The 23,989-nt window shown below is 58.2% G+C and carries 22 protein-coding genes; 15 read left to right on the top strand and 7 right to left on the bottom strand.

The features are described from left to right. Nucleotides 1-16 precede the first annotated feature (16 nt). On the bottom strand, nt 17-1,195 hold the full coding sequence (locus G403_RS0106910; protein WP_027853349.1) for a M24 family metallopeptidase: 1,179 nt from the start codon (nt 1,193-1,195) through the stop codon (nt 17-19). 241 nt (nt 1,196-1,436) lie between these two features. Here G403_RS0106910 and G403_RS0106905 point away from each other — a divergent pair, with 241 nt between their 5' ends. From G403_RS0106905 to spoT, 11 genes are all read left to right on the top strand, one after another. Further along, a complete protein-coding gene (locus G403_RS0106905) occupies nt 1,437-2,453 on the top strand; it encodes a TRAP transporter substrate-binding protein (RefSeq protein WP_027853348.1) in 1,017 nt (338 codons plus the stop codon). Nucleotides 2,454-2,556: 103 nt separating this feature from the next. Then, on the top strand, nt 2,557-3,135 hold the full coding sequence (locus tag G403_RS0106900) for a TRAP transporter small permease (RefSeq protein WP_027853347.1): 579 nt from the start codon (nt 2,557-2,559) through the stop codon (nt 3,133-3,135). Nucleotides 3,136-3,146: 11 nt separating this feature from the next. Then, the gene (locus G403_RS0106895; protein WP_027853346.1) at nt 3,147-4,439 is read left to right on the top strand and encodes a TRAP transporter large permease; all 1,293 of its coding nucleotides are present in this window, start codon (nt 3,147-3,149) and stop codon (nt 4,437-4,439) included. Between the two features lie 18 nt (nt 4,440-4,457). Then, complete coding sequence (locus G403_RS0106890; protein WP_027853345.1) at nt 4,458-4,895, top strand: universal stress protein; 438 nt, start codon at nt 4,458-4,460, stop codon at nt 4,893-4,895. 135 nt (nt 4,896-5,030) lie between these two features. Next, nucleotides 5,031-5,744, top strand: coding sequence for a GntR family transcriptional regulator (locus tag G403_RS22480; protein ID WP_051298660.1), 714 nt, complete (start codon nt 5,031-5,033; stop codon nt 5,742-5,744). Further along, the gene (gene eutB, locus G403_RS0106880; protein ID WP_027853344.1) at nt 5,741-6,745 is read left to right on the top strand and encodes a hydroxyectoine utilization dehydratase EutB; all 1,005 of its coding nucleotides are present in this window, start codon (nt 5,741-5,743) and stop codon (nt 6,743-6,745) included. Before G403_RS22480 ends, eutB begins: the two co-directional genes overlap by 4 nt. Continuing rightward, nucleotides 6,745-7,737, top strand: a complete 993-nt coding sequence (locus tag G403_RS0106875; protein ID WP_036232887.1) for a cyclodeaminase — start codon at nt 6,745-6,747, stop codon at nt 7,735-7,737. The genes eutB and G403_RS0106875 overlap by 1 nt, the downstream gene beginning before the upstream one ends. A gap of 62 nt (nt 7,738-7,799) precedes the next feature. Continuing rightward, nucleotides 7,800-8,288, top strand: a complete 489-nt coding sequence (locus G403_RS0106870) for an Lrp/AsnC family transcriptional regulator (RefSeq protein WP_027853342.1) — start codon at nt 7,800-7,802, stop codon at nt 8,286-8,288. A 62-nt stretch (nt 8,289-8,350) separates the two neighbouring features. Continuing rightward, nucleotides 8,351-8,974 carry a guanylate kinase gene (gene gmk, locus G403_RS0106865; protein WP_027853341.1) on the top strand — a complete coding sequence of 208 codons (624 nt, stop codon included), beginning with the start codon at nt 8,351-8,353 and terminating at the stop codon, nt 8,972-8,974. 51 nt (nt 8,975-9,025) lie between these two features. Beyond that, nucleotides 9,026-9,238 (top strand): DNA-directed RNA polymerase subunit omega, encoded by a 213-nt coding sequence (gene rpoZ, locus G403_RS0106860; protein ID WP_027853340.1) that lies wholly within the window; start codon nt 9,026-9,028, stop codon nt 9,236-9,238. An 86-nt stretch (nt 9,239-9,324) separates the two neighbouring features. Further along, a complete protein-coding gene (gene spoT, locus G403_RS0106855) occupies nt 9,325-11,457 on the top strand; it encodes a bifunctional GTP diphosphokinase/guanosine-3',5'-bis pyrophosphate 3'-pyrophosphohydrolase (protein WP_027853339.1) in 2,133 nt (710 codons plus the stop codon). Between the two features lie 5 nt (nt 11,458-11,462). Here the strand turns inward: spoT and ggt are convergent, their stop codons facing one another. After that, the gene (gene ggt, locus G403_RS0106850; protein ID WP_036232883.1) at nt 11,463-13,202 is read right to left on the bottom strand and encodes a gamma-glutamyltransferase; all 1,740 of its coding nucleotides are present in this window, start codon (nt 13,200-13,202) and stop codon (nt 11,463-11,465) included. Between the two features lie 160 nt (nt 13,203-13,362). Here ggt and G403_RS22475 point away from each other — a divergent pair, with 160 nt between their 5' ends. Beyond that, entirely contained in the window at nt 13,363-14,700 is a 1,338-nt protein-coding gene (locus G403_RS22475; RefSeq protein ID WP_051298658.1) for an HDOD domain-containing protein, read from the top strand. Here the strand turns inward: G403_RS22475 and G403_RS0106840 are convergent. Further along, a complete protein-coding gene (locus G403_RS0106840; RefSeq protein WP_027853337.1) occupies nt 14,688-16,610 on the bottom strand; it encodes an ATP-binding cassette domain-containing protein in 1,923 nt (640 codons plus the stop codon). The genes G403_RS22475 and G403_RS0106840 overlap by 13 nt on opposite strands. Before the next feature lie 91 nt (nt 16,611-16,701). Here G403_RS0106840 and G403_RS24400 point away from each other — a divergent pair, with 91 nt between their 5' ends. Together G403_RS24400 and bamJ are read left to right on the top strand one after the other, a co-directional pair. Continuing rightward, nucleotides 16,702-17,202: a TIGR02444 family protein gene (locus G403_RS24400; protein ID WP_051298655.1), complete on the top strand. Its 501-nt coding sequence runs from the start codon at nt 16,702-16,704 to the stop codon at nt 17,200-17,202. A 63-nt stretch (nt 17,203-17,265) separates the two neighbouring features. Next, complete coding sequence (gene bamJ, locus G403_RS0106830; RefSeq protein WP_027853336.1) at nt 17,266-17,970, top strand: BamJ family beta-barrel-assembly machinery protein; 705 nt, start codon at nt 17,266-17,268, stop codon at nt 17,968-17,970. Between the two features lie 90 nt (nt 17,971-18,060). Here bamJ and G403_RS0106825 read toward each other — a convergent pair whose 3' ends face one another. Continuing rightward, a complete protein-coding gene (locus G403_RS0106825; RefSeq protein ID WP_027853335.1) occupies nt 18,061-19,035 on the bottom strand; it encodes a WD40 repeat domain-containing protein in 975 nt (324 codons plus the stop codon). Continuing rightward, entirely contained in the window at nt 19,032-19,511 is a 480-nt protein-coding gene (locus G403_RS0106820; RefSeq protein ID WP_027853334.1) for an Rsd/AlgQ family anti-sigma factor, read from the bottom strand. The genes G403_RS0106825 and G403_RS0106820 overlap by 4 nt, the downstream gene beginning before the upstream one ends. A 154-nt stretch (nt 19,512-19,665) precedes the next feature. Between G403_RS0106820 and G403_RS0106815 the strand changes: the two genes are divergently transcribed. Further along, entirely contained in the window at nt 19,666-20,070 is a 405-nt protein-coding gene (locus tag G403_RS0106815) for a flagellar basal body-associated FliL family protein (protein ID WP_027853333.1), read from the top strand. Between the two features lie 4 nt (nt 20,071-20,074). Here the strand turns inward: G403_RS0106815 and gshA are convergent, their stop codons facing one another. Together gshA and G403_RS0106805 are read right to left on the bottom strand one after the other, a co-directional pair. Further along, nucleotides 20,075-21,640: a glutamate--cysteine ligase gene (gshA, locus tag G403_RS0106810; RefSeq protein WP_027853332.1), complete on the bottom strand. Its 1,566-nt coding sequence runs from the start codon at nt 21,638-21,640 to the stop codon at nt 20,075-20,077. Nucleotides 21,641-21,733: 93 nt separating this feature from the next. Continuing rightward, nucleotides 21,734-23,989 carry a Tex family protein gene (locus G403_RS0106805; RefSeq protein ID WP_027853331.1) on the bottom strand — a complete coding sequence of 752 codons (2,256 nt, stop codon included), beginning with the start codon at nt 23,987-23,989 and terminating at the stop codon, nt 21,734-21,736.

The raw sequence follows: 23,989 nt of genomic DNA, 5'->3' as shown, positions 1-23,989 counted from the left end.
CACGTACCTCCTGAGCTTATTTCACAAACAGTTTGCGTGGCACATTGGACAGGACCTGGCCCCCGTTCGGGGTCACGGTCAGGCTCTCGGTAATCTCAAAGCCCCAGTCGTCGAACCACATACCGGGCATAAAGTGGAAACACATCCCCTCCTGCAACTCGGTGGTATCGATATCACGCAGACTCATGGTGCGCTCGCCCCAGTCCGGCGGATAGCTCAGGCCGATGGAGTAACCGCAGCGGTTATCTTTTTCGTAGCCGTTCTTACGCAGCAACATGGTGAATGCATGGGCCACCTCGCCGCACGTGGTGCCGGGGCGGAACATATCGATGACCAGATCGATCGCCTCCAGAATCACCGCTTCGATATCCCGGTACTTCTTGGGCGGTTTGCCGAAGTGTAGCGTCCGGCTGCAGGGGCAGTGGTAGCGGTTGTGCGCCCCGGCCAGCTCCAGACACATACCGGTATTCTTCTCGATGGGAGTGGAATCCCAGGTCAGGTGGCAGGCGCTGGCCTCCGGGCCGGATGCGATCAGTGGCTGGATCGCCGCGTAGTCGCCGTAAAACTCCTCGGTGCCCTGGGTGCTCGCATGCAGGATCTCGGCGACCAGATCGTTCTTGCGCATGCCCGGTTCAGCAATCTCCAGTACCCGGTCGTACACCCGCTCAATCACCTGGCCGGCACGCTGCATATACTCGATTTCGAGGGGGGATTTGATTGCCCGCTGCCAGTTCACCAGCGCGGTGGCATCGGTGAAGGTTGCGTCCTGCAGGCACTCCATCAGCAGGTGCATGCCCCGGTAGGTCTGGTAGTAGTTATCCATCTCGGCACCGATATGACCGGTGTCCAGCTGGCGCTGCTTGAGGACCTGAGCCAAGTATTCAGTCGGGTGCACTTCGGCGGACTGAACGTAGTGATCCGGGTAGGCGATGATGTCCTCTTCCGGCAGGTGCGTGGTGATATGCGCAGCGGGCGCGTCAATGCCGCGACCGAACCAGAAAAGCTCGCTGTCGGCGCTGATAACGACGCACTGATAAACATAGAACGACCAAGCATCATAGCCGGTAAGCCAGCAGATGTTGGAAGGATCTGCGATTACCAGCAGATCGATACCCGACTCAATCATCGCTTTACGGGTTTTTGCCTGGCGTACCAGATATTCTCCGGCATCAAAACGGCGACGTCTTGGTTTCACAGAAAATCCTCTCGCTAGAGATGTATACAATTACCGGCTTGGGAGCGTTACGCGTCCTTTGTTTCAGCCACATGTGTAGTACTATTTTGATCAAATGTATACATCATGTTTGCAATATCGTGACTAGGTTGTATGTTGAATAGCAGTGCAACTGCTGAACGGCAAATCGTTCGGCGCTTTTGCATGATGAGGATAACGAAACATGTAAAAACGAAATTCACTTCCAGTAGAGGGAATTCAGATGAAGAAAACATTTGCGCCGAAGTATCTAGCCAGTGTCATCGCGGGCGTGGTCATGACGACCGGAGTTGCTCAAGCAGATACTTGGCGATACGCCTTTGAAGAGGCGATCACCGACGTTCAGGGTGTGTTCGCGACCAAGTTCAAAGAGGAGATCGAAAAGAACTCCGATCATGAAATCGAACTCTTTCCCTACGGTACACTGGGCGAGTCAGCCGATATCATGGAGCAGACCCAGGCAGGTATCCTGCAGTTTGTGGACCAGTCACCGGGCTTTACCGGGGCGTTGATCCCGGAAGCTCAGGTCTTTTTCGTCCCCTACCTGTTGCCTACCGAACCCGAAGCGCTGAACGAGTTCTTCCGCACCAGTAAGGCGATCAACGAAGACTTCAAGGAACTTTATGCCCAGCATGGGCTGGAACTGCTGACCATGTTCCCCGAGGGTGAGGTCGCGATGACCACTCAGGAGCCGGTCAAGAGCCCCGCTGACCTGGAAGGCGTCAAATTCCGTGTCATGACCAACCCGCTGCTGGTAGAAACCTATCAGGCCTTCGGTGCGACTCCGACACCGCTGCCCTGGGGTGAGGTATATGGCGGCCTGCAAACCAACATCATCCAGGGCCAGGAGAACCCGGCGTTCTTCATCGAATCCACCAAGATGTATGAAGTGACCGATGTGATCACTTATGCGGGTCACAGCAACTTCACCACCGCCGTAATGGCCAACAAGGATTTCTACGATGGCCTGCCTGCGGGTGATCAGGAGCTGGTTCAAAACTCCATCGATACGGCGTTTGAATACATTCTCGATTACCAGCGAGGACTGGATGAAGAGTCGATTTCCAAGGTCAAGGAAGCCAAGCCGGAGATCGTGGTCAACGTGCTGACCGAAGCGGAGCGTGAGCCGTTCAAGGCTGCTGCGAAAGAGGTTGAGAAGAAGTTCATCGAAATGACCGGGGATAGCGGTAAAGCGATCCTTGATCAGCTGAAGAAAGATCTGGCCGCCGTTACCGAGTAACCGAGCGGACCTGGCTGCGGGGCGTCGGAGATCCCGATGCCCCGCGTTCGTTTGCGTGGGAGCACTGCAATGTCCATCTCATTGATCTCCAAGGAGGGGCGCCATGGCGGATAATCCACAGGACCACGAGCACGCCTCCGACCTGCCCGGCTTCCTGGGCACGATCGACTCGATCATCAGCCGCCTGGAATCGATCGGCCTCGCGGTTAGTGTCCTGCTCATGGCGGTGAATACCATAGCCAATGTGGCCGGCCGGTTCCTGTTCGGCGAGAGTATCTTCTTCAGTGAGGAGCTCAACCGAATACTGATTATTCTGATTACCTTTGCCGGTATCGGCTATGCGGCCCGGCACGGGCGACATATCCGTATGTCGGCGATCTACGATGCACTACCGCCCGCCGCGCGCAAGGTGTTCATGGTGGCTATTGCAGTGATTTCGGCACTGTGCATGTTTGCGCTGTGCTATTTCGCGGTGACCTATATCCAGAAGGTCGCCAGTTCAGGGCGGGTCCTGCCTTCGCTTCAGATACCGGTTTACTGGATCTATCTCTGGGTGCCCATTGGGTTTCTCGTGACCGGTGTTCAGTACACGCTGACGGCGATCAAGAACCTGGTGGAAAAGGATATCTATCTCTCGACCAAAGTACTCGAGGGATACGATGACACTGAAGTCGAGCTCTAGGAGAGACGATCATGGCAGCGACAATATTTCTGGCAATGATCATTCTGTTATTGCTGGGCTTCCCGATGATGATCCCGCTGATTGTCGGCGCATTCATCGGTTTTTACGAACTGTTTAACGGCATCGACAAAATGGATTTTATGGTACAGCAGTTTATGGCGGGTATTCGCCCGGCCTCACTGATTGCCGTGCCGATGTTTATTTTTGCCGCCGACATCATGACCCGAGGCCACTCTGCCAACCGGCTGATCGATATGGTGATGAGCTTTGTGGGCCATATCAAGGGCGGACTGGCAGTCAGTACGGCTACTGCCTGTACGCTGTTCGGGGCGGTTTCCGGCTCCACGCAGGCGACGGTGGTCGCGGTGGGGTCACCGCTTCGCCCGAGGATGCTGAAGGCCGGCTATAAGGATAACTTTGTACTGGCGCTGATCGTCAACTCCAGTGATATCGCCTTCCTGATCCCCCCCAGTATCGGCATGATTATTTACGGGGTGGTTTCCAATACCTCGATCTCCGAGCTGTTTATCGCAGGCATTGGGCCGGGGTTGCTTATCCTCTTCCTGTTCTCGATCTACAGCATGATCTACGCGACGGTGAAAGGCGTACCGACGGAGCCGAAGGCGTCCTGGTCGGAGCGCGTCAAGGCAGTGCGCGAGGCGGTATGGCCTCTGGGCTTCCCGGTCATCATCGTGGGCGGTATCTACGGGGGTATCTTTAGCCCCACCGAAGCGGCAGCCGTATGTGTTCTTTATGCACTGATTCTGGAGTTCATCGTCTTCAGGGCGATCACCGCTAAAGAGATCTATGAAACGGCTAAGTCCACCGGCTTGATTACTGGTGTGGTCTTTATCCTGGTGGGCGCCGGCGCCGCATTCTCTTGGGTTATATCCTTTGCCCGCATTCCGCAGGAGTTGCTGGGTGCCGTAGGTGTGGCCGACATGAGCGCCGTTGGCGTGCTGCTGGTGATCTCTATCTCCTTCTTTATCGGCTGTATGTTTGTTGATCCGATCGTGGTCATTCTGATTCTGGTGCCGATTTTTGCGCCGGTCGTTGAGTCTGTAGGTCTGGATCCTGTGCTGGTGGGCACCATTGTCACCCTGCAGGTGGCGATAGGTTCGGCGACGCCGCCCTTCGGGTGTGACATTTTTACTGCCATGGCTGTGTTCAAACGTCCCTACTTCGAGGTCATTCGTGGTACGCCGCCGTTTGTCTTCATTCTGCTGAGTGTGGCGGTAGCGCTGATCTTCTTCCCGGATATTGCCCTGTTCCTGCGGGATCTGGCATTCCAGAAGGGAGCCTAGGCATGAAGGGGGAAAAGGATGTTTAAACGGATTTTGCTGGCAGCAGATGGTTCAGAAGGGGCCTTTGAGGCCCTCAAACTGGCTGTCGAGCTTCAAAAAACGCATGAGTCGGAGTTGTGGATACTGTCGGTGTTCCGCCACCACAGTCTGCGAGAGGCATCGATGTCCATGGTGCGTCCACGGGAGCCTGAGCATATGGATGATTTGATGCAGAGCTACTCCAAGGAAGTGGCTGAGAGCTTCAAAAAATATGCGATCGAACATGGTTGTCCCGGTGTGCGGGCCTTCGTGAAAAATGGCCATACGGCGAAGACGATTGTCGAGTTTGCTGAGAAAAGTCAGGTCGATCTGGTTATTCTCGGTAGCCACGGACTGGGGGAGGCTGAGACCTTTTTGGTCGGTAGTGTTTCTCAGAAAGTGGTTGGTATGGCGAAATGTCCGGTGCTGGTGGTCTGAACGGGCAGAACAGCATTCAGGGAGCATTCATGCTCGCCGTCCCCTGATTCACCTGCCTCCGTCGAGAAACGGTCGGGGCGCAGGGTGTGTGGCCGGGCCGCACGATAACAACAATACAGGATTGAATGCTGAATCATGAACAGTACAGCGGATCAGTCTCTCGTTCCGGGGGACCTTCATGGGAGCGCCGAACAGCGCTTCGAGGCGATCTATCTGCTTTTGCGCAGACGTATCTGCCTGCTCGAATATGAGCCGGGCAAGCGGTTATCGGAGACAGCACTGGCCCGGGAGTTTGATGTCAGTCGGACGCCCATTCGCAAGGTTCTTGGGCGGTTGGAGGTCGAAGGCCTCGTCGAGATCCGTCATGGCGTCGGTACGCTGGTGACCAACATCGATCTGGCCTACCTGTGTGAGGTGTATCAGATGCGGATGGAGATCGTCTGTCAGCTGGGGCTGATGTCGCCTTTGTCACCCACACCCCAGGTGACTCGCCGGATACGCGCCACACTGAACAAGGCCCGCACGATTACCGAAGCGGAGAACCCCAAGCGGCGATTCGCCGAAGTGAATATTGAGTTCTTTGATGCGCTGATGGAGCTGGTGGGTAATCGCGCCATGCGAGAAGTTGCCGCGTTGCTGTTTTACCGCTCGTCACGCATGTGGCCGTTTCTGATGCAGGATGAGGTTGTGCCACTGGAGGCGGAGATGTTTTGTAACGAGATACGAGAAACGTTGCAGCTGCTGGAAAGCGGGCAGCTGGCAGCGGTTGGCCATCTGCGTCGGCGCCATATCGCCATGGCGCTCTCGCGTTTGAAGCTGATGTCGCCAGACAGTGGGCTCGTCGCATGACGCTGGATCTGTCCTCTGTTTTCGCCGCGCGCAGAGCGATCGCGGGGAAAGTCACACAGACGCCGCTGGTACCGGCGTTCAGCCTCAGTGACGCCTATACCGAAGTGCGCCTGAAACTGGAAACCACTCAGCCCACCGGCGCGTTTAAATTGCGCGGTGCTACAAACGCGGTATCCCGGCTGACACCGGAACAGCTGGCGCGCGGGGTCGTATGTGCCTCTACCGGAAATCATGGCCGAGCGCTGGCCTGGGCCGCGTCTCAGGCAGGCGGGCGGGCAACGATCTGCATGTCTTCACTGGTGCCCGAGAACAAGGTGGAGGCGATCCGCGCGCTAGGGGCCGATATTCGTATCCATGGGCGCAGTCAGGACGATGCCCAGGTCTTGGTTAAAGAGCTGGTCGAGGATCAGGGGATGACAGAGATCCCTCCGTTTGACCACGCCGATGTGATAGCCGGACAAGGCACTATAGGATTGGAAATACTGGAAGAGTGGCCGGAGGTGGATACGCTGATTGTCGGACTCTCCGGGGGTGGGTTGCTTAGTGGGATTGCATTGGCAGCCAAGGCGATTAAACCGTCAATCCAGGTAATCGGTGTCAGTCCCGAGCGTGGTGCAGCCATGGCCGCCAGCCTGGAGGCTGGAGAGCCGGTTGAGGTAGAGGAGCTGGAAACACTGGCAGACTCGCTCGGTGGAGGGATCGGCTTGGCAAACCGTTATACCTTCAGCCACGTCCAGAGACTCATGGATCATCGGGTGTTGCTGTCGGAGCTGGAGATCGCAAGGTCCATGAGGCATCTCTACATGCACGAACAAGTGGTCGCCGAAGGGGCCGCCACGCTGGGGGCCGCTTTGTTGCTGGAGCCCGCCCGAAGGCAGGCGCTGGCTGATCGCCTGGGCCGGAGAATCGCGATCATTGTCTCGGGCCGAAATGTGGATATGGCGATGTTCACCCGCATCATTAATCAAACTCATAACGTCTGGCAAAACGCAGGTGAGTGATGGCAGATATCAAAATACTGACCGAATCTGAACTTCGTCAGTGTGTCAGCCTCGACAGAGCGCTGCACGATCGAATTGAGCATGCGTTTTCCCAGCTGGAGCAGGGGGATGTGGTGATGCCCCCGGTGCTGAGTATGGATCTGCCGTCGGTGAATGGCGAGGTTGATGTCAAAACCGCATTTGTACCGGGTATGGATAACTTTGCGATCAAGGTCAGCCCGGGTTTTTTTGATAATCCGGCCAAGGGTCTGCCCAGCTTGAACGGGCTGATGGTGGTGCTCAGTGCTGAAACCGGCATTGTCACCGCGGTATTGCTCGATAATGGTTACCTGACTGATATCCGGACCGCTGCCGCAGGGGGGGTGGCGGCGCGTCATCTCGCGCCGGCCAGTGTGCAGACCGCGGGTATCCTTGGCACCGGTGTGCAGGCGCGCCTGCAGCTTAAGGCGCTACTGCTCGAACGGGAAGTGCAGCGTGTGCGGGTGTGGGGCCGTGATCGAGATAAAGCGGAGTCATTTGCGCAGGAACAGGCCGAACTGCATGGCATACCGGTCACGGTCAGCGAAAGCATCGAGGCATTGGTGCTCGAATCCCAGGTGGTTATCACCACGACGCCTGCGCGTGAGCCGTTGATTCGAGCCGACTGGTTGCATCCCGGTATGCATATTACCGCCATGGGCTCTGATGCACCCGATAAGAATGAAATAGCACCGTCGGCGTTGGCAGCAGCCGGGTACCTGGTTGTTGACCGGGTCAGCCAGTCTCTGGAGCGCGGGGAGTTGCGCAGTGCCGTGGCCGCGGGCGTGTTGCGACGTGAAGGTCCGTTCACCGAACTGAGTGCGATCTGCGCCGGGACGGCCCCGGGGCGGACCCATGAAGCGCAGATTACGGTCTGTGACCTGACCGGTACCGGTGTACAGGATACGGCGATCGCGGACCGTGCACTGCAGGTGGCTGATATACATGGGCTGGGGACACTTATTCACAGCTGACCGGCGCTTGGGTAAGCTGGTGCCGGTTTCGTTCAGGGTTTAAAGGGGCAGTGTAAACACCTATGCGTGTAAAACTGGATGATCGGGATATCCAGATGTTGTCGATCCTGCAAAAGGAGGGGCGCATCACCAAAACGGAGTTGGCCAGGCGCGTGAACCTGTCTCCCACGCCCTGCTGGGAGCGGCTTCAGCATCTGGAGAAAGTGGGGTTAATCGAGGGCTATGGGGCGCGTATCGCCTGGTCGGCTCTCGGGAGCCAGACGCTGGTCTTTATGGAGGCTGAACTCAACAGTCATCTGGCGTCTGATTTTGCACGTTTTGAAAAGGCGGTCCAGGCTCAGGATGAGGTGCTGGAGTGTTGGGCATTGGGGGGTGGCATCGATTACCTGCTGAAGGTTGTGGCGCCCTCCATCGACGACTACCAGCGTTTCGTGGACCGGATGCTGAACGCGGATGTGGGGTTGCGTCGCTACTATACCTATATTGTCACGAAACGGGTGAAAGACGCGGACGCGGTACCGGAAACGCTGCTGCAATCACTCAAGAGCTAAGCGGCTTATTGCCGTCGCTTTCTGCTACAATTTCGCTCTTTCGGACAGAACGGAAGACAGGCATGCAACAACTCGGTCACCTTTACATCGTCTCCGCCCCCTCCGGCGCCGGCAAAACCAGCCTGGTCAAGGCGCTGCTTAAGCGCGACCCCCAGGTGGTGGTATCGGTTTCTCATACCACGCGGCCGATGCGCGAAGGTGAGCAGGACGGGGTGGATTATAACTTCGTCAGCCGCGAGACCTTCGATGCCAAGATCGAGGATGGTCTGTTTCTGGAATATGCCGAAGTGTTCGGCAATAAGTACGGTACTTCGCAGGTTTGGGTCCGGGAGCAGCTTGCCAAGGGGCTGGATGTTATTCTGGAAATTGACTGGCAGGGCGCATCCCAGGTTCGCCGTTTAATGCCGGGCGCACGTTCGATCTTTATTCTGCCGCCCAGCCGGGCTGTGCTGGAGGAGCGGCTCAGGGGGCGTGGCACCGACACTGACGATGTGATCGAGCGACGTCTGTCAGAGGCGGTGGCGGAAATGAGTCATTATGCCGAATTTGATTTCCTGATCATCAATGACCAGTTCGACGTGGCCCTGGACGATCTGGCATCGCTGTTTCGCGGTGCGCGCCTGACACAGACGCTTCAGCAGCAGCGTCATCAAGCGCTGTTGGCTGACCTCTTGTCTAAGTTATGATCGAACCGTAAACTACTTGCCCTTTTCACCGTCACCGCATCGAGGACAGCAATGGCACGTGTAACAGTTGAAGATTGCCTGGATAATCTGGATAACCGCTTCGAGCTGGTTATGGTCGCATCACGTCGTGCGCGCCAACTGGCTACAGGCGGCAAGGATGCAAAGGTTGATTGGGAGAACGACAAACCCACCGTGGTTGCCCTGCGCGAAATCGCTGAAGGGCTGGTTGATCGCACCGTTCTGGATGAGCGCGAAGAGGCCTGATCTTTTACTTCCAGCGTGGATGGGGCATTATCCTTGGTGAGGGTTGAGCCGATTGGATCGGTTCGGTTTGTAGGCCCGGAGGTATAATGTCCACCATCGACGCGTTATCCGAAAATCTCACCGAATACCTGGATCTGCCCCAGATCCTGCAGGTGCGTCGTGCCTATTTTTACGCCGAGCAGGCACACGATGGTCAGCGCCGTAAAAGCGGTGAACCCTACGTAACACACCCTCTGGCGGTCGCCTCTGTCCTGTCCGAAATGCACATGGATCATCAGAGCCTGATGGCCGCCATGCTGCATGATGTGATTGAAGATACCGAAATCAGCTATGAAGGCATCGAAGGTCAATTCGGGCAGTCGGTCGCCGATATCGTCGACGGCGTCTCCAAACTGACCCATCTTGAGTTCGAGACCAAGGCGGAAGCCCAGGCCGAGAACTTTCAGAAAATGGTCCTGGCCATGGCGGAAGATATCCGCGTGATTCTGGTCAAACTGGCCGACCGCCTGCATAACATGCGCACGCTGGGTGCGATGCCGCCGGTTAAGCAGCGCCGAATCGCCCGTGAAACCCTGGATATATACTCGCCGATTGCGGCTCGCCTGGGGATGCGGGATCTGCAGGTTGAACTGGAGGATCTGGCGTTCCAGGCGTTTTATCCCATGCGCTCACGTTATATTCGCCGCGCCGTGGTCAAGGCGCGGGGGCAGCGCCGGGATATCATTACGCAGATTGAGCAGGCGATTCAGGGCCGGCTCGATCAGGAGCACCTGCCCGGCGTTGTGACCGGTCGCGAAAAACACCTCTACAGCATCTATAAAAAGATGAAATCGGAGCGCAAGGCGTTTTCTGAGATCATGGATGTGTTTGCTTTCCGTGTTGTGACGGAGAGTGTGGATGACTGCTACCGGGTGCTGGGTGCCGTTCACAATCTATACAAGCCAGTCCCGGGGCGCTTCAAGGATTACATCGCTATACCGAAGGCAAACGGCTATCAGTCCCTGCATACCGATCTTTTTGGCGCTCGCGGGATTACCATTGAGGTGCAGATTCGCACCCGAGAGATGGATGCCGTGGCCAGCCAGGGGATCGCCGAACACAGTCACTACAAAGTGTATGGCGACTCAGCCAGTGCCGTTGGCTCCTACAACCGGGCCCGTAAATGGGTTCAGGGGCTGCTTGAGATGCAGCGCCGTGCGGGCGATTCGATGGAGTTTATCGAGCACGTCAAGAAGGACCTGTTTCCCGACGAGGTGTATGTCTTCACGCCCAAGGGGCGGATCCTGGAGCTACCCCGTGGCGCAACACCGGTTGACTTTGCCTACGCCGTTCACACCGATGTTGGCAACTCCTGTGTATCCTGCCGTATCAATCGACGTCTTGCGCCGCTGTCTGAGCCACTTCAGAGTGGTCAGACCGTTGAGGTGATCACAACCCCCCGAGCTCAGCCTAACATGGCCTGGCTCAATTTCGTGGTGACCGGCAAGGCGCGTTCCAGTATCCGCCATTTTCTCAAGAATCAGCAGCGTCATGAGTCTATCGAGCTGGGTCGGCGACTGCTTAACCAATTCATGGCCAACTACGGCTGCGGCATTGATGACATTGACCCGGACAAGCTCACGGAGCTGCTCACTGAAGCGGATCTGCCGGCGCTGGACGACCTGCTGGAAGATATCGGCATGGGCAACCGCATGGCTTATGTGGTGGCCCGTCGCCTGAAGCCGGAAACTACAGAGCCGGAGTCTGAAGCAGCCTCGCCGCCGGGGCCGGCGGGCCAGCGCAAGCCGATGGCGATTCAGGGGGCTGAAGGGATGGTGATGCACTATGCCAAGTGCTGTCATCCGATCCCCGGCGACACGATTGTCGGGCATATTAGCAGTGGCCGCGGCCTGGTTGTGCACCGCTCTGACTGTCGGAATATCGGCTATATGCGCGATGACCCGGAAAAGTGCCTCTACCTGGAGTGGTCCGGTGCCGGTGATGAAGAGTATCCGGTTGCGCTGTCTCTGTCGGTAGAGTCACAGCGTGGCATCATTGCTCAGCTGGCCATGGCCGTGGCATCAGCCGGTGCAAACCTGTTAAAGATCGACAGCGGTGAGCGGGATGGCCAGCTCTACCGGGTGCATCTCGAGTTAATGGTCTTCAACCGTGTTCACCTTGCAAAGGTGATCAAACAGCTCCGTCGCCAGGCAACCGTCAATCACGTTATCCGTCACTGATCACGCTAACGCCCGACCGCTTTGCCCTCCCGCCGCGGATCCACGCCTGTTTCCCAGCGCCCATCCGGTAAACGACGGACACCGTGCAGTCCGCTGTTGAGTGAGCGTTGATCCAGCGTATGTCCGCGGCTCTCCAGCGCGTCGAGCAACGAAGCGGATGTCTGCCCATCCTCGATGGCGGTGCTGCCATTGCGGTTGCTGATATGTGGCAGAGAGACGATCTGCTGCAGGGGCAGGTCAGAGTCGATCATGGCGAGTACTGATTGCGCCACATAATTGATGATATGACTGCCACCGGGTGAACCGATCGCGCCTATCAGCCGGTTATCTGCGTCAAAAATCATCACCGGAGCCATGGAGCTGCGCGGACGTTTACCGGGCTCAACCCGGTTGGCGATGGGTTGTCCATTCCGCTCACTCTGGAACGAGAAGTCGGTCAGCTGGTTGTTGAGCAGAAAGCCTCCGACCATCAGGGTGGAGCCAAAAGCGTGCTCAATGCTCGATGTAATCGATACCGCATTACCCGCTTGGTCCACAATGACGAAGTGACTGGTGGAGGGCAGTTCGGGTGACCGGTCGTCCGAACGGCTCAGCGATACGGGCTCGCCGGCGGCCGCCTTGCCCATATCTTTGTTTGGATCAATCAACGCGGCACGGTGTTGCAGGTACTCCTTATCCAGTAAAGCCTTTACCGGCACCTGCACAAAATCCGGATCCGCCAGGTATTGGGCGCGATCGGCGTAAGCGAGTCGGCTCGCCTGAGTAAACAGGTGGGCGAAATCGGTGCTTTGCGGCGATTGTGGCGCGAAGTTCTCCATTATTCCGAGTATCTGAAGCAGGGTCGCGCCGCCCGATGTAGGTGGGGGAAACCCGCACACCCGATAGCTGCGATAGCTCTGACACAGAGGGGGACGTTCTACCGCACGGTAGTTGGCCAGGTCGTCTTCGCTGAGGTAGCCGGGGTTGTCGGTTACGTTGTGTACGCGTTCTGCAATCTGGCGGGCCAGCGGGCCGGTATACAGCGCGTCGGCACCCTCTGCAGCGATGCGGGTCAGCGTCTGAGCGAGCGCAGGGTTGTCTCGGCGCGTGCCGACTGGCAGCGGCGCGCCGGTTTCAGTAAAGAAGTAGTCTCGCGCCTCCGGATAACGGCCCAGTCCCGGGTTCACTGATTGACTGATCAACTGATGTAAGCGCTCACCAACAAGAAAGCCCTCTTTAGACTGTTTGATGGCAGGCTCAAACAGTGTGGCCCACGCGAGTTTGCCGTGGCGTGAATGGGCCAGCTCGAGCATACGCAGGACACCGGGCGCGCCAACCGCGCGGCCGCCGATTACAGCATCGATCCAGCGCATGGTGTCGCCATCGGGGCTGAAAAATAGCTGGGACGTGGCGTTCGAAGGTGCGGTCTCACGGCCATCGTAGGCGTACAGCTGCTGAGCCTGCGCATCCCAATAGAGTAAAAAGGCACCGCCGCCGATGCCGGAGGACTGCGGTTCAACCAGGGTCAACATCGCCTGCACGGCAATTGCCGCATCCAATGCTGAGCCGCCCTGCTCCAGAATGGCAAAGCCGGCATCAGCGGCGAGAGGGTGAGCGGCAACCACCACTTCATGGCTGAATGTAGACGCCTCACTTGCGCTGAACCCGGTACTCGTTTCCGGGTCTGGACGTGCCAGCTCATTGGCCCGGGCCGGCGCTACTGTGACAAGAAAGGCGAGCGTTAAAATGCCGAAAATTGGATGCATGTAGCCTCCCTTATTGGGGCTGTTTTTGCTGTCATCGGTAAGTGTTTCCTATACTCTAGGGGCTTCGGTGTACTGAGAGAAGCCTCGGGATAATTTATCTGAATTTAATGATTGCCAGACGATTATCATCAGCGTGCATAGACAGACTGGAGAGTGCTACGTGTCTTTAGGAGTACAGGCGCCGGATCCGGGCGCAGGGGATGAAAACGCGGTTCGACTGGTCTTGCTGCATGATGCACAAGGGAAAGCACTGGTGCTGCTCCCGGCGAGGAGTCTGTTAAACCTCGGCAATATCTGGTCTTTGACCGGCCGCCGCCTGCAGACCACACGGGGTGAAGATGCCCAGCGATTTTTCTCCCAGGCCGGTTTGCAGAATGAGCCGGGCCAGAAGCGTTTAATGGCGTCGCTGCCTCTGATTATCGATCAGACGCTTGAGGGCGCCCCTGTTCTGCAACTGCGTGAATTATACAGCGGACTGGCATTCAGCTGGCGCTATCCAGGCAGCAGTGAGCAGCCGGTTCAGTTTGCCGACATTGCCGTCAGTCAAAGTAAGCTGGCGTCTCCCCGCCCCGGTGAAGGGCAGGATGAAGCCGCCATTACTCGGGCAGTGGAGCGCTTTACGGCGCTGCGTATCCAGCAGCGTCTGGAAGACACTCTGGGTCTGCCAGCTTTGGCACCCACCACTCAGAAAATCATTATGCTGCGTTCGGACCCGGATGCCGGTGTCGATGACCTGGTGCCGGTGGTGCGCCTGGATCCGAGCCTTTCAGCGCAGGTCATGAGCTGGGCGGTATCACCCTATTATGCGGCGCCGGGCAAAGTCAGCTCCATTGATGATGCCGTGATTCGGGTGCTGGGTTTTGATCTGGTGGTCAATCTGGCGCTGGGTATCGCTATGGGACAGGTACTGCGAGTTCCTGACGATATGCCCAGAGGGTCCACACCCTATTGGCAGCAGGCCGTGTATGCGGCAACGCTGGCCGAGATGCTCGCCCGAAAGATTCCCCTCGAACGGCGTCCCAAGGTGGGCCTGGTCTATCTGTCCGGCCTGTTGCATAACTTCGGTTACCTGGTACTGGCGCACCTGTTTCAGCCGCAGTTCTCGGTTCTTTCCCGTTACATTGAGGCAAACCCGCATCTTGAGCCGGTGATGGTTGAGCAGCAGGTGCTGAATGTGACCCGGGATCAGATCGGTGGCTGGTTGCTTGATAGCTGGAATCTGCCTGCTGAAGTCTGCGCGGCAATCCGTCAGCAGCAGATGGAATCGCCGGATGAAGAAGTGGAGCCCTATGTCGGGTTGCTACAGCTGACCACGCGGCTACTGCGTGCAGAGGGGTTGGCTGATGGGCCGGTGCATGCCATCGAGCCGGCGCTGTATGAGCGCCTGGGGCTGACGGCCGATCAGGTGGCGGACGCGGTGGAAAGCCTCAAAGCGTCACAGGATGAGCTGACCGAGCTGACGCATACTCTGAGCAAGAGCCGGGCTCAGGCGTCCTGAGCCAGCTCGGCCTCCAGCGTCTCGAGTGCCTCCAGCTGCTCAAGCAGAATCTCCTCTACTTCAGACTGTTGCTGGCTCAGGCTCGCCTGGTCGGCCAGCAACTGCTTTAGCTCGTCCTTGCGGGCCTCCTCATACAGGCCGGTATCAGACAGCGCAGTCTCTATAGAGCTTAGCGCGTCTGATACCGATTCCAGCTTGGCTTCCAGTGTGTCGATCTGTTTACGAAGTGGCCGCAGCTTGGCTCGCTTGTCAGCCTCCCTGCGTTTCTGCTCTTTGCGCTCCTGGGCGCTGAGCGAACGGGGGGCATCATCCGGGGCGGGTTGTGTCGTTTCGTTGTCGCGGCGCTGTTGTGCCAGCCACTGATGATAATCATCCAGGTCGCCTTTAAATTCATCGATACCGCCATCGGCGACGAGCAGAAAGCGATCAACGGTGTTTCGAATCAGGTGCCGGTCATGCGAAACCAGAATCAGCGCGCCTTCAAAGGTTTGCAACGCCAATGTCAGGGCGTGACGAACCTCCAGATCCAGGTGGTTGGTCGGCTCATCGAGCAGCAGGAGGTTCGGCTTGCGCCAGGCGATCAGCGCCAGTGCGACGCGCGCTTTCTCGCCGCCTGAAAAACTGCCCACCGGATCCAGCGCCTGGTCGCCATTGAAGCCAAAACTACCCAGGAAGTTGCGTAGCTCCTGGTCGGTGGCTTGGGGGGAGATCCGCTGCAGGTGCAGAAACGGGGAGGCTTCCAGGTCGAGCGCTTCAAGCTGATGCTGTGCGAAGTAGCCAATCTCCAGATGTTCACCAGTATCACGGGAGCCGCTCAGCAGCGGAATGTCCCCCACCAGGCTTTTGATCAGCGTGGACTTGCCGGCACCGTTATGGCCCAACAATCCGATACGTTCTCCCGGTGTCAGCGTCAGCGCAATATCCTGTAAGACCGGTTTACCGGAATAGCCCAGGGTCGCATCGTAGAGCGTGAGCAGGGGAGAGGATATTTTATCGGAGCAATCAAAATGAAAACTGAAGGGGCTGTCCACATGCGCCGGAGCCAGCTGCTCCATTCGCTCCAGTTCCTTGAGGCGGCTCTGGGCCTGTTTGGCCTTGGTCGCCTTGGCCCGAAAGCGACGCACAAAACTTTCGATCTGCTCGATTCGCGCCTGCTGCTTTTCGAAGGCGGCCTGTTGCTGAGCCAGATTTTCCCGCCGCAGCCGCTCAAACGCCGTGTAGTTGCCCTTGTAGAGGGTCAATGAACGTTGGTGCATATGGGCCACGTGACCGACCACGGCGTCGATAAAGTCACGATCATGAGAGATCAGTAACAGTGTGCCCGGATAGAGCTTGAGCCACTGCTCAAGCCAGATGGTGGCATCCAGGTCCAGGTGGTTGGTGGGCTCGTCCAGAAGCAGCAGGTCGGAGCGGCGCATGAGCGCCTGGGCCAGGTTCAGACGGATACGCCAGCCGCCGGAAAAGCTGCTGACCGGGCGTGCGGCATCACCCGGCATGAAACCCAGGCCATCCAGCAACTGGTGCGCCCGTGATTCAGCGCGGTAGCCGTCGATCGACTCCAGCTCCGCATGCAGCTCGCCGATCTGTTCGGCGCGATGACCCGCTTCGGCCTGAGCTAAATCGTGCTGAATGCGGCGCAGCTCAGGGTCGCCATCGAGGACGTACTCGAGTGCCGTACGGCTGCTGGAGGATACCTCCTGTGCCATATGGGCGATCGTCAGCCCCGCGGGCAATGATAGCTCCCCGGCATCGGGCTGCAGCTCACCGAGCAGCAGCTTGAATAGACTCGATTTACCCACGCCGTTGTTGCCGACAATGCCGACTTTCCAACCCGAGTGAAGGGTCAGGTCAGCCTGCTCTAGCAACGGCAGAGGCCCGCGATGTAAGCTAAGATTCTGGATCTGGATCATGGCCGCGAATAGTACAGCGACTAAGCTGGCCAACGCCAGTCCGGCATGCGCCGGACCGGTGGAAATTTGGTCGAGCCGGAGAATACCGCTTATGCCGTTAGATAATCCGTTGTGGCACTACGCCCTGAAACTCTACGCCAAACCCGGAGTGGAACAGGCGGCACTGGAGTTGCAGAACGCCGGCTGCAGTATTAATCGTTTGCTGCTGGCCTGCTTTCTGGCTCGGCGTGGGGAACGATTGACGCCGGACATGCTCTCAGGCGAGGCGCTGGAATGGCAGCGTGAGCTGACTCACCCGCTACGTGTTTTGCGTTATAGGGTTCGTAACCGAAAAAGTGAACGGCCCGAACTGGATGCATTCTATAGACGGCTGCGAGAGGCGGAGCTGGCGGCGGAGCAGGTGGAACTGTCTCTGTTATGGGAGTCGATCGAATCCGATGAACGGCCGGCTGCGCCTGCCGGTGAAAGTTTAGCCCGGACCAATCTCCAGGTGGTGCTTGCGGATGCCGGCCCCACGCTGGTGCCGCGCTTCTCGGCTCAGCTTGAGGTTTTGGTACATGCCGCTTTTGGCTCTGATCTGGCCAGCGACTGAACTTTCGCGTTTAATGGTCGCCTAACCCGGAACAACCCGCGTTCAACCGTTAAGGAATCGAGAATGAATAAAACCTTACTCGCTGTAGCACTGACCGGTGCTCTCGCCTCCGCTCCTGCTCTGCACGCTCAGGAGCTGACAACCGAGCAGGAAAAGCTGAGCTACAGCCTGGGTCTGATCCTCGGCCAAAAGCTGAAGATGGATATTGAAGACCTGGATGTCGATGCCTTCCGAAGCGGTGTGGAAACGATCTACTCCGACGAGGAGCCGCTGCTCAACGATCAGCAGATCGGTGAAGTGATGCAGGGGTTTCAGCAGCGCAAGATGGAAGAGCAGAAGCAGGCGATGGCTCAGCTGGCTGACGAGAACAAAAAGGCCGGTGAAGCCTATATGGCTGAAAACGCTGACAAGGATGGTGTAACCACCACCGAGTCAGGGTTGCAGTATGAAGAGCTGGCCGCTGGTGAGGGCGACAGCCCTGAAGCCAGTGATACCGTCAAGGTTCACTACCGTGGCACTTTGATTGATGGTACCGAGTTCGACAGCTCCTATGCCCGTAATCAGCCGGTCTCCTTCCCGCTGGATGGTGTGATCCCGGGCTGGACCGAAGGGCTCCAGCTGATGAAAGAGGGCGGCAAGGCGCGCTTGGTTATCCCGTCTGACCTGGCTTACGGCCCGGGTGGAATGGGTAACGCGATTGGCCCCAACGAGACGCTGGTGTTCGAAGTTGAGCTGCTGGAAGTGAACCCGGAATCCGAAGCGCAGTAAATAATGCGCCTGGGTTTCTGAAACGGCCGCCGATGAGTGCGGCCGTTTTGTTTTCAGGCCGTCGAGAGCGCTAAAGACTCGGCCTGCGTTTTAACGCAGGACGTTGAGAAGACCGTTGGAACCGAACGCGTAGTAACGTCCGTCATTGCCAAAGGCGACGGCCTGAACACTGGTGCTGGTGGGCCCGTAGGCAGCGCGCTTGTGCACCGCCCAGCGGCGCAACTCCTGACCGCTGCTGACGCTCCAGAGCTGTACTGTGCCGGACGCGGTGCCGGTAAGCAGTCTTTGGCCATCATCGGAGAAACGGGCGCTGATATAGCTTACGCGCCGCTTCCAAAGAGCTTCGTCACCGCTCAGCGTATGCAGGATCTCACCGCTGGCGGTATCCCAGATATGGGCTTGATCCAGCGTCGCGGAGCTGAAGGCGAACCGGCCATCAGCCGACAATTCGACAGTGTCAACGGTGTTGGCAAACTGAATGCTGTGCTGGAGCTCTCCGGTGGCCAGGTTCCACAGACGGGCCTGGTAGTCATCACAACCGGTTATAGCCAGGCTGGCACTGTCGTCTAGATCGACACTGCGCACTCGCGCTGGGTGGCGCAATGTTTGGCTGATACCGCCGTTCTTGATATCGAAGTAGACCGCTTCATGATTGGCCTGTCCCAGTAGTGCGAAATCTCCGCCGGGAGACAGTGCAATGGACAGGATCTCGGACGGGGCACTCCAGAACCAGACCGGTTGGCCGTCATCCAGGGTCCACAGCACCATATCCTGGGAGGTGGCCGTGACAGCGAAGCGGCCTTCCGGAGAAAAGCTGCTGTCGACAATATTAGCGTATTCGCCCTGTTGGTGGTTCCAATCATAGAGGCGTTCATGACGCTGGATATCCCAGAGGCTGCCGCCATGCCGGATAGAACCGATCATGGCGCTGCGACTGTCAGGGGAAAAGCTGGCGCTGTAACTGCCCTGGCTGGTATAGGCGTGCCAGCTGTCCGGAGCATCTCCGCTGCCACAGCCAGTCAGTAGCAGCGTACACGCAAGGGCGAGCGGGAGACCTCTGTTCACGCCCCGCTCGCGGCGATGGCCGGGTTATGTGCGGTATGGAGAACTTCGATCAGCTGGTCCTCCAGCTCGAAGCGGTCTTCAAGCGTCTCGCCAAGCCGGGACAGATCCTCGGTAAAATCGCGAATTTCACGCAGGGTCGGTGCGTCAAAGGTTCCGTACTGATCGTTGAAGTCGAGCGCACTGTCGGTGGTGGGCTGGATCTTGGGAAAGATATCCTGAACCTGTTCCACACTGCCGTCAGCGTAGTCGCTGCCCTCTCGCAGCAATTGCTCGTAGACCTCGAAATGACCGGAAGAGACATAGTCCATCATCAGGTCACAGAAGAGTGTGAGCTGAGTGTTTAGCTCTTCACCAATCTGACAGTCGGATAACGAAAACAGGGTGCTGATCAGGCGCTGACGCTGCTCCAGCCACTGGTCAATGATATCGCTGACTCCGCCCCAGCGTTCCTGTGCATTGCGACATTTTTCCAGCATAGGCGCCTCTCCCGATGAATGTGGTTCAATAGTACTGCCAAGCGTAATCGAGGTGCAACAGCTCCCCGGGAGGCTGCCAGAAAAGAGTGCAGCAGGTATACTGCCGGAGCTGATTTGGCGCAATACAATCGAGCCGCAAACAAGGGAGAAGTGCATGACCAGAGTGCTATCGTTGATGCTGGTTGTCTGGCTGGGTCTGATCGCCCCGGTCGCGCAGGCAACAGAAGAGAACACGCAGGAGCAGTACATCAGCTACATCGAGCTGAAGCCGTTCGTCACCAATTTTGGCAGTGCGGATGATCTGCGGTTTCTGAAAGCGGAGGTGACCATTCAGGTCAATTCCAGTGCTGCGCACCATGCCGTGAACGCTCACAAGGCTCAGATTCGCAATGATCTGGTGTTTCTGTTCAGTGCCCAGACCGATGAGAGCGTCGGTACCGTTGCCGCCCAGCAGGTGCTGGCCGGCAAGGCCCTGGAGCTGATCCAGAAAACGCTGATGGAAGAGGAGGGTGAATCCTACGTCAGCGACCTGTTTTTTACCTCGCTGGTGATCCAGTAATCCCTTATTGCGCGAGGTACTCTGCCAGGAACTGATCGAATGGAGGCTGTGGCTGCGCTTCGATCTCTTCCTGCTCCGCCAGTGACCGGCCGGTCATCTCTGAGAACAGGGCGTGTTCACTGTTGCTCAGCGGCACCTGGCTCAGTGTCTGGCGGTGGGCGCGGCTCTGTGCCATGGCCCAATCGGTATAACTCAGTCCACTTTCCTTGATCGCGCGAAGTACCTGAGCCGAAGGCGTCTGGTCCGGGTCTTCCAGCTTGGCGTGCTGGGCCTGTACGGCGTTTTCGTGGTCGCGGCCACCCAGCTGTTCGTCCATGATTTTGGCGGTCAGCAGGGTCTGTTCAAGAATCTGTTTGCCGCGCTCGGCAACGCTGCGCTCGCCATCGGCACAGGCCAGCATCAGGCCCGGCTCCCGACCGCGAGTAACGATGCGTTGATGGTTGGCGGCGATGCGTTCACACTCCGCATCGGAAACCAGGTCGTCACTGCACAGCAGGCAGGTGATCAGGAAGGCATCCATAAAACGCGCCTGTTCCAGATCAATACCCAGCGGCTTGAGCGGGTCGATATCGGTATTGCGGACCTCGATGTATTCCACGCCGCGTGACATCAGTGCATGGACCGGCTTCTCGCCGGAGAAGGTCACCCGTTTGGGTCGTACATCACTGTAGTACTCGTTTTCGATCTGCAGGATATTGGTGTTTAACTGGCGGTACTGGCCATCCACCTTGACCCCGATTTTCTCGTAAGCGGCGTGCGGTGTGTTGATCGCTTCATTCAATGATGCGGCATAGGTATCGAGGTGGTTAAAGCAGATATTCAGTGAGGACTGGGCCCGGTTGGAGTAGCCCAGGTCGCTCATCCGCAATGAGGTCGCATGAGGCAGATAGAGGGTGTGATCACCGAGGCGCTCGAGCTGGTGAGAGCGGCCCTGCATAAAGCTGGTTGAGAGTGCCGGCGATGCTCCGAACAGATACAGCAGAATCCAGCCATAACGACGGAAGTTGCGGATCAGCTTGAAATAACCGGCAGAGCGAAACGCGTCGGTGCTGCCTTCAGCCCCGGTCAGCGACTGGTAAACCGGCCAGAAGCGATCGGGCAGAGAGAAGTTGTAGTGAATTCCGGCGATGGTCTGCATCATCTTGCCGTAGCGGTGCTCCAGTCCTACCCGGTAGATATGCTTGAGCTGGCCGATATTGGAGCTGCCATATTCAGCGATGCGGATATCGGCCTCGGTACCGATATGACAGGGCATGCTGGCCGCCCATAGCTCCTCATCTCCGAGCTGTTCGAAACAGAAACGGTGCAGTGCGGCGAGATGATCAAGCGCCTGCTCCGGAGTGGCGCAAACCGGCGTGATAAATTCCAGCAACGCCTCGGAGTAGTCCGTGGTGATCTGAGGGTGGGTCAGCGCGGAGCCCAGCGCCTTGGGATGCGCGGTCTGAGCGATCACGCCACGGGTATCTACCCGCAGCCCCTCTTTTTCGATGCCATGACTGAGCTGGGTCAGCAGCGCTGTTTCGCCGTTGGCGACCAGCAGGTCGAGGTGTTTTTCCAGAGTTGCCAGCACCGGTCAGCTTCCTGTTTCTGAGTGTAAAGCGCGGCATTATACAGCCGCGCGGGGATGATGAGCCATGCCTGATCGTTTTTTCGCCGCAGATGATTAACGGCGCAGACCGGCGGCCTTGAGTTGTGCCGCCAGGCTCCCTTCAGGTTGCTGTGCCCCGGGCTTTGCGGAGCTGGCAGTTTGCGTGCGCTCAGGCTTTCCCCTGGGCGGTGTTTGCTGGGCCCGCATGGACAGACTGACACGCTTGCGTCGCTCATCCACGTCGAGTACCCGCACCTGCACAATCTGTCCGCTACTGACAACCTCATGCGGGTCCTTGATAAACCGGTCTGCCAGCTCCGAGATATGCACAAGGCCATCCTGATGGACACCGATATCAACGAATGCTCCGAAGTGTGTCACGTTAGTCACCACGCCTTCCAGTGACATACCCGGGGCCAGATCCCCCAGGGTCTCGACGCCCTCCTTGAACGCCACCGACCGGAACTCGGGGCGTGGGTCGCGACCGGGCTTCTCCAGCTCCGTGAAGACATCCTTGACCGTATAGAGGCCAAATCCTTCTCGAACGAAATGCTCCGGGTCCAGGCCATTCAGGCGTTCGGCATCGGCCAGCAGCGCTGAGCGGTCGACTCCGGCGGCAGCCGCAATGCGATCCACCAGTGGGTAGGATTCCGGGTGTACCGCGGAGTTGTCCAGTGGCTCCTCGCCATCACGAATGCGCAAAAAACCGGCGCTGAGCTCAAACGCCTTGGGCCCGAGCCGTTTGACCTTGAGTAGCTCACGGCGGTTTTTGAAGGCACCGTTCTCGTCACGGTACTCAACGATGTTATCCGCCAGCTTGGTGTTGAGCCCCGATACATGGCGTAACAGCGGGCTGGATGCGGTATTCAGATCAACTCCCACATGGTTGACGCAATCCTCAACGACGGCATCCAGAGCACCACTGAGCTGAGTCTGGTTAACATCGTGCTGATACTGACCGACACCGATGGAGCGTGGGTCGATCTTGACCAGTTCAGCCAATGGATCTTGCAGACGACGGGCAATGGACACGGCGCCCCGGATACTCACATCCAGATCCGGAAACTCCTTCGCGGCCAGTTCCGAGGCCGAATAGACCGACGCCCCGGCTTCACTGACAACCACCGGCTGAACGCCCAGCTCGGGGTGTTTCTGTGAAAGTTCGCGGGCCAGCTGCTCGGTTTCCCGGGACGCGGTGCCATTACCAATGGCGATCAGCTCCACACTGTGTCGGCGGCAAAGTGCGCGCAGTTGATCCAGGCTGGCGTCCCACTGTTTGCGTGGCGCGTGCGGATAGATGGTCGTGTGCTCCAGCAGTCGCCCGGTCGCATCAACGACCGCGACTTTGACCCCGGTACGCAGGCCCGGATCCAGCCCTACTGTAGCCCGGCCTCCGGCCGGTGGTGCCAGCAGCAGATCATTCAGGTTGCGCGCGAATACATCGATTGCGGCCGCCTCCGCTGCCTCACGCAGACGCCTGACCAGTTCGGTTTCCAGCTGCGGTTGCAGCTTCCGTGACCAGGCCTGTTCCAGCGTGCGTTGCATCCACGGTCCGGGAGCGCGCAGCTTCCAATGGCGTTGAACGGTGTCGATGCCCCGGGTGCTATCGCTGTCCGGAAACTCCAGTTTGTACTTGAGAATCCCTTCCTGCTCGCCCCGGAGGATGGCCATAGCCCGGTGGGAGGGGATGCGGCCGATCGGTTCGGCATACTCGAAGTAGTCGCGAAACTTGCTGTCCGGGTCGGCCTTGCCACGACTGGCACGGGTGCTGAGCTCGCCCTGAGACCAGAGTCTGCTGCGCAGTGTTTCCAGCAGATCGGCCGATTCGCTGAGCTGTTCAATCAGCAGATGACGAACCGATTCCAGTACGGCGTCCGGTGAATCCAGCCCATGTTCGGGTGAGAGATAATCACCAGCGCGGCCCGCGGGGTCACGCTCGGGGTGTTCCAGAACCTGGCGTGCCAGCGGCTCAAGACCCGCTTCGCGTGCCTCCTGGGCTTTGTTGCGCCGTTTGGGGCGGTAGGGCGCGTAGAGGTCCTCCAGTCGGGTGCGGTTATCCGCTGCCAGCAACTCACCGCGCAGTTCATCGGTGAGATGACCGCTGTCCGTCAGTTGGCTGAGGATCGTATCCCGGCGTGCCTCCAGCTCACGCAATTGGCCTAAACGGGTATGCAACTGGCGCAGCTGGGTATCATCCAGTGCGCCGGTGGCCTCTTTCCGGTAGCGGGCGATGAAGGGGACGCTGGCCCCTTCATCGAGTAACGCCAGGGTAGCGTTGATCTGATTGATACCGACGTTGAGCTCGCCGGCCAGCTGTTCAGCGATCCGCAT

The sequence above is a fragment of the Marinobacterium litorale DSM 23545 genome (assembly GCF_000428985.1).
Classification (GTDB): domain Bacteria; phylum Pseudomonadota; class Gammaproteobacteria; order Pseudomonadales; family Balneatricaceae; genus Marinobacterium_D; species Marinobacterium_D litorale.
This window is presented reverse-complemented; position numbering and strand designations above follow the sequence as displayed.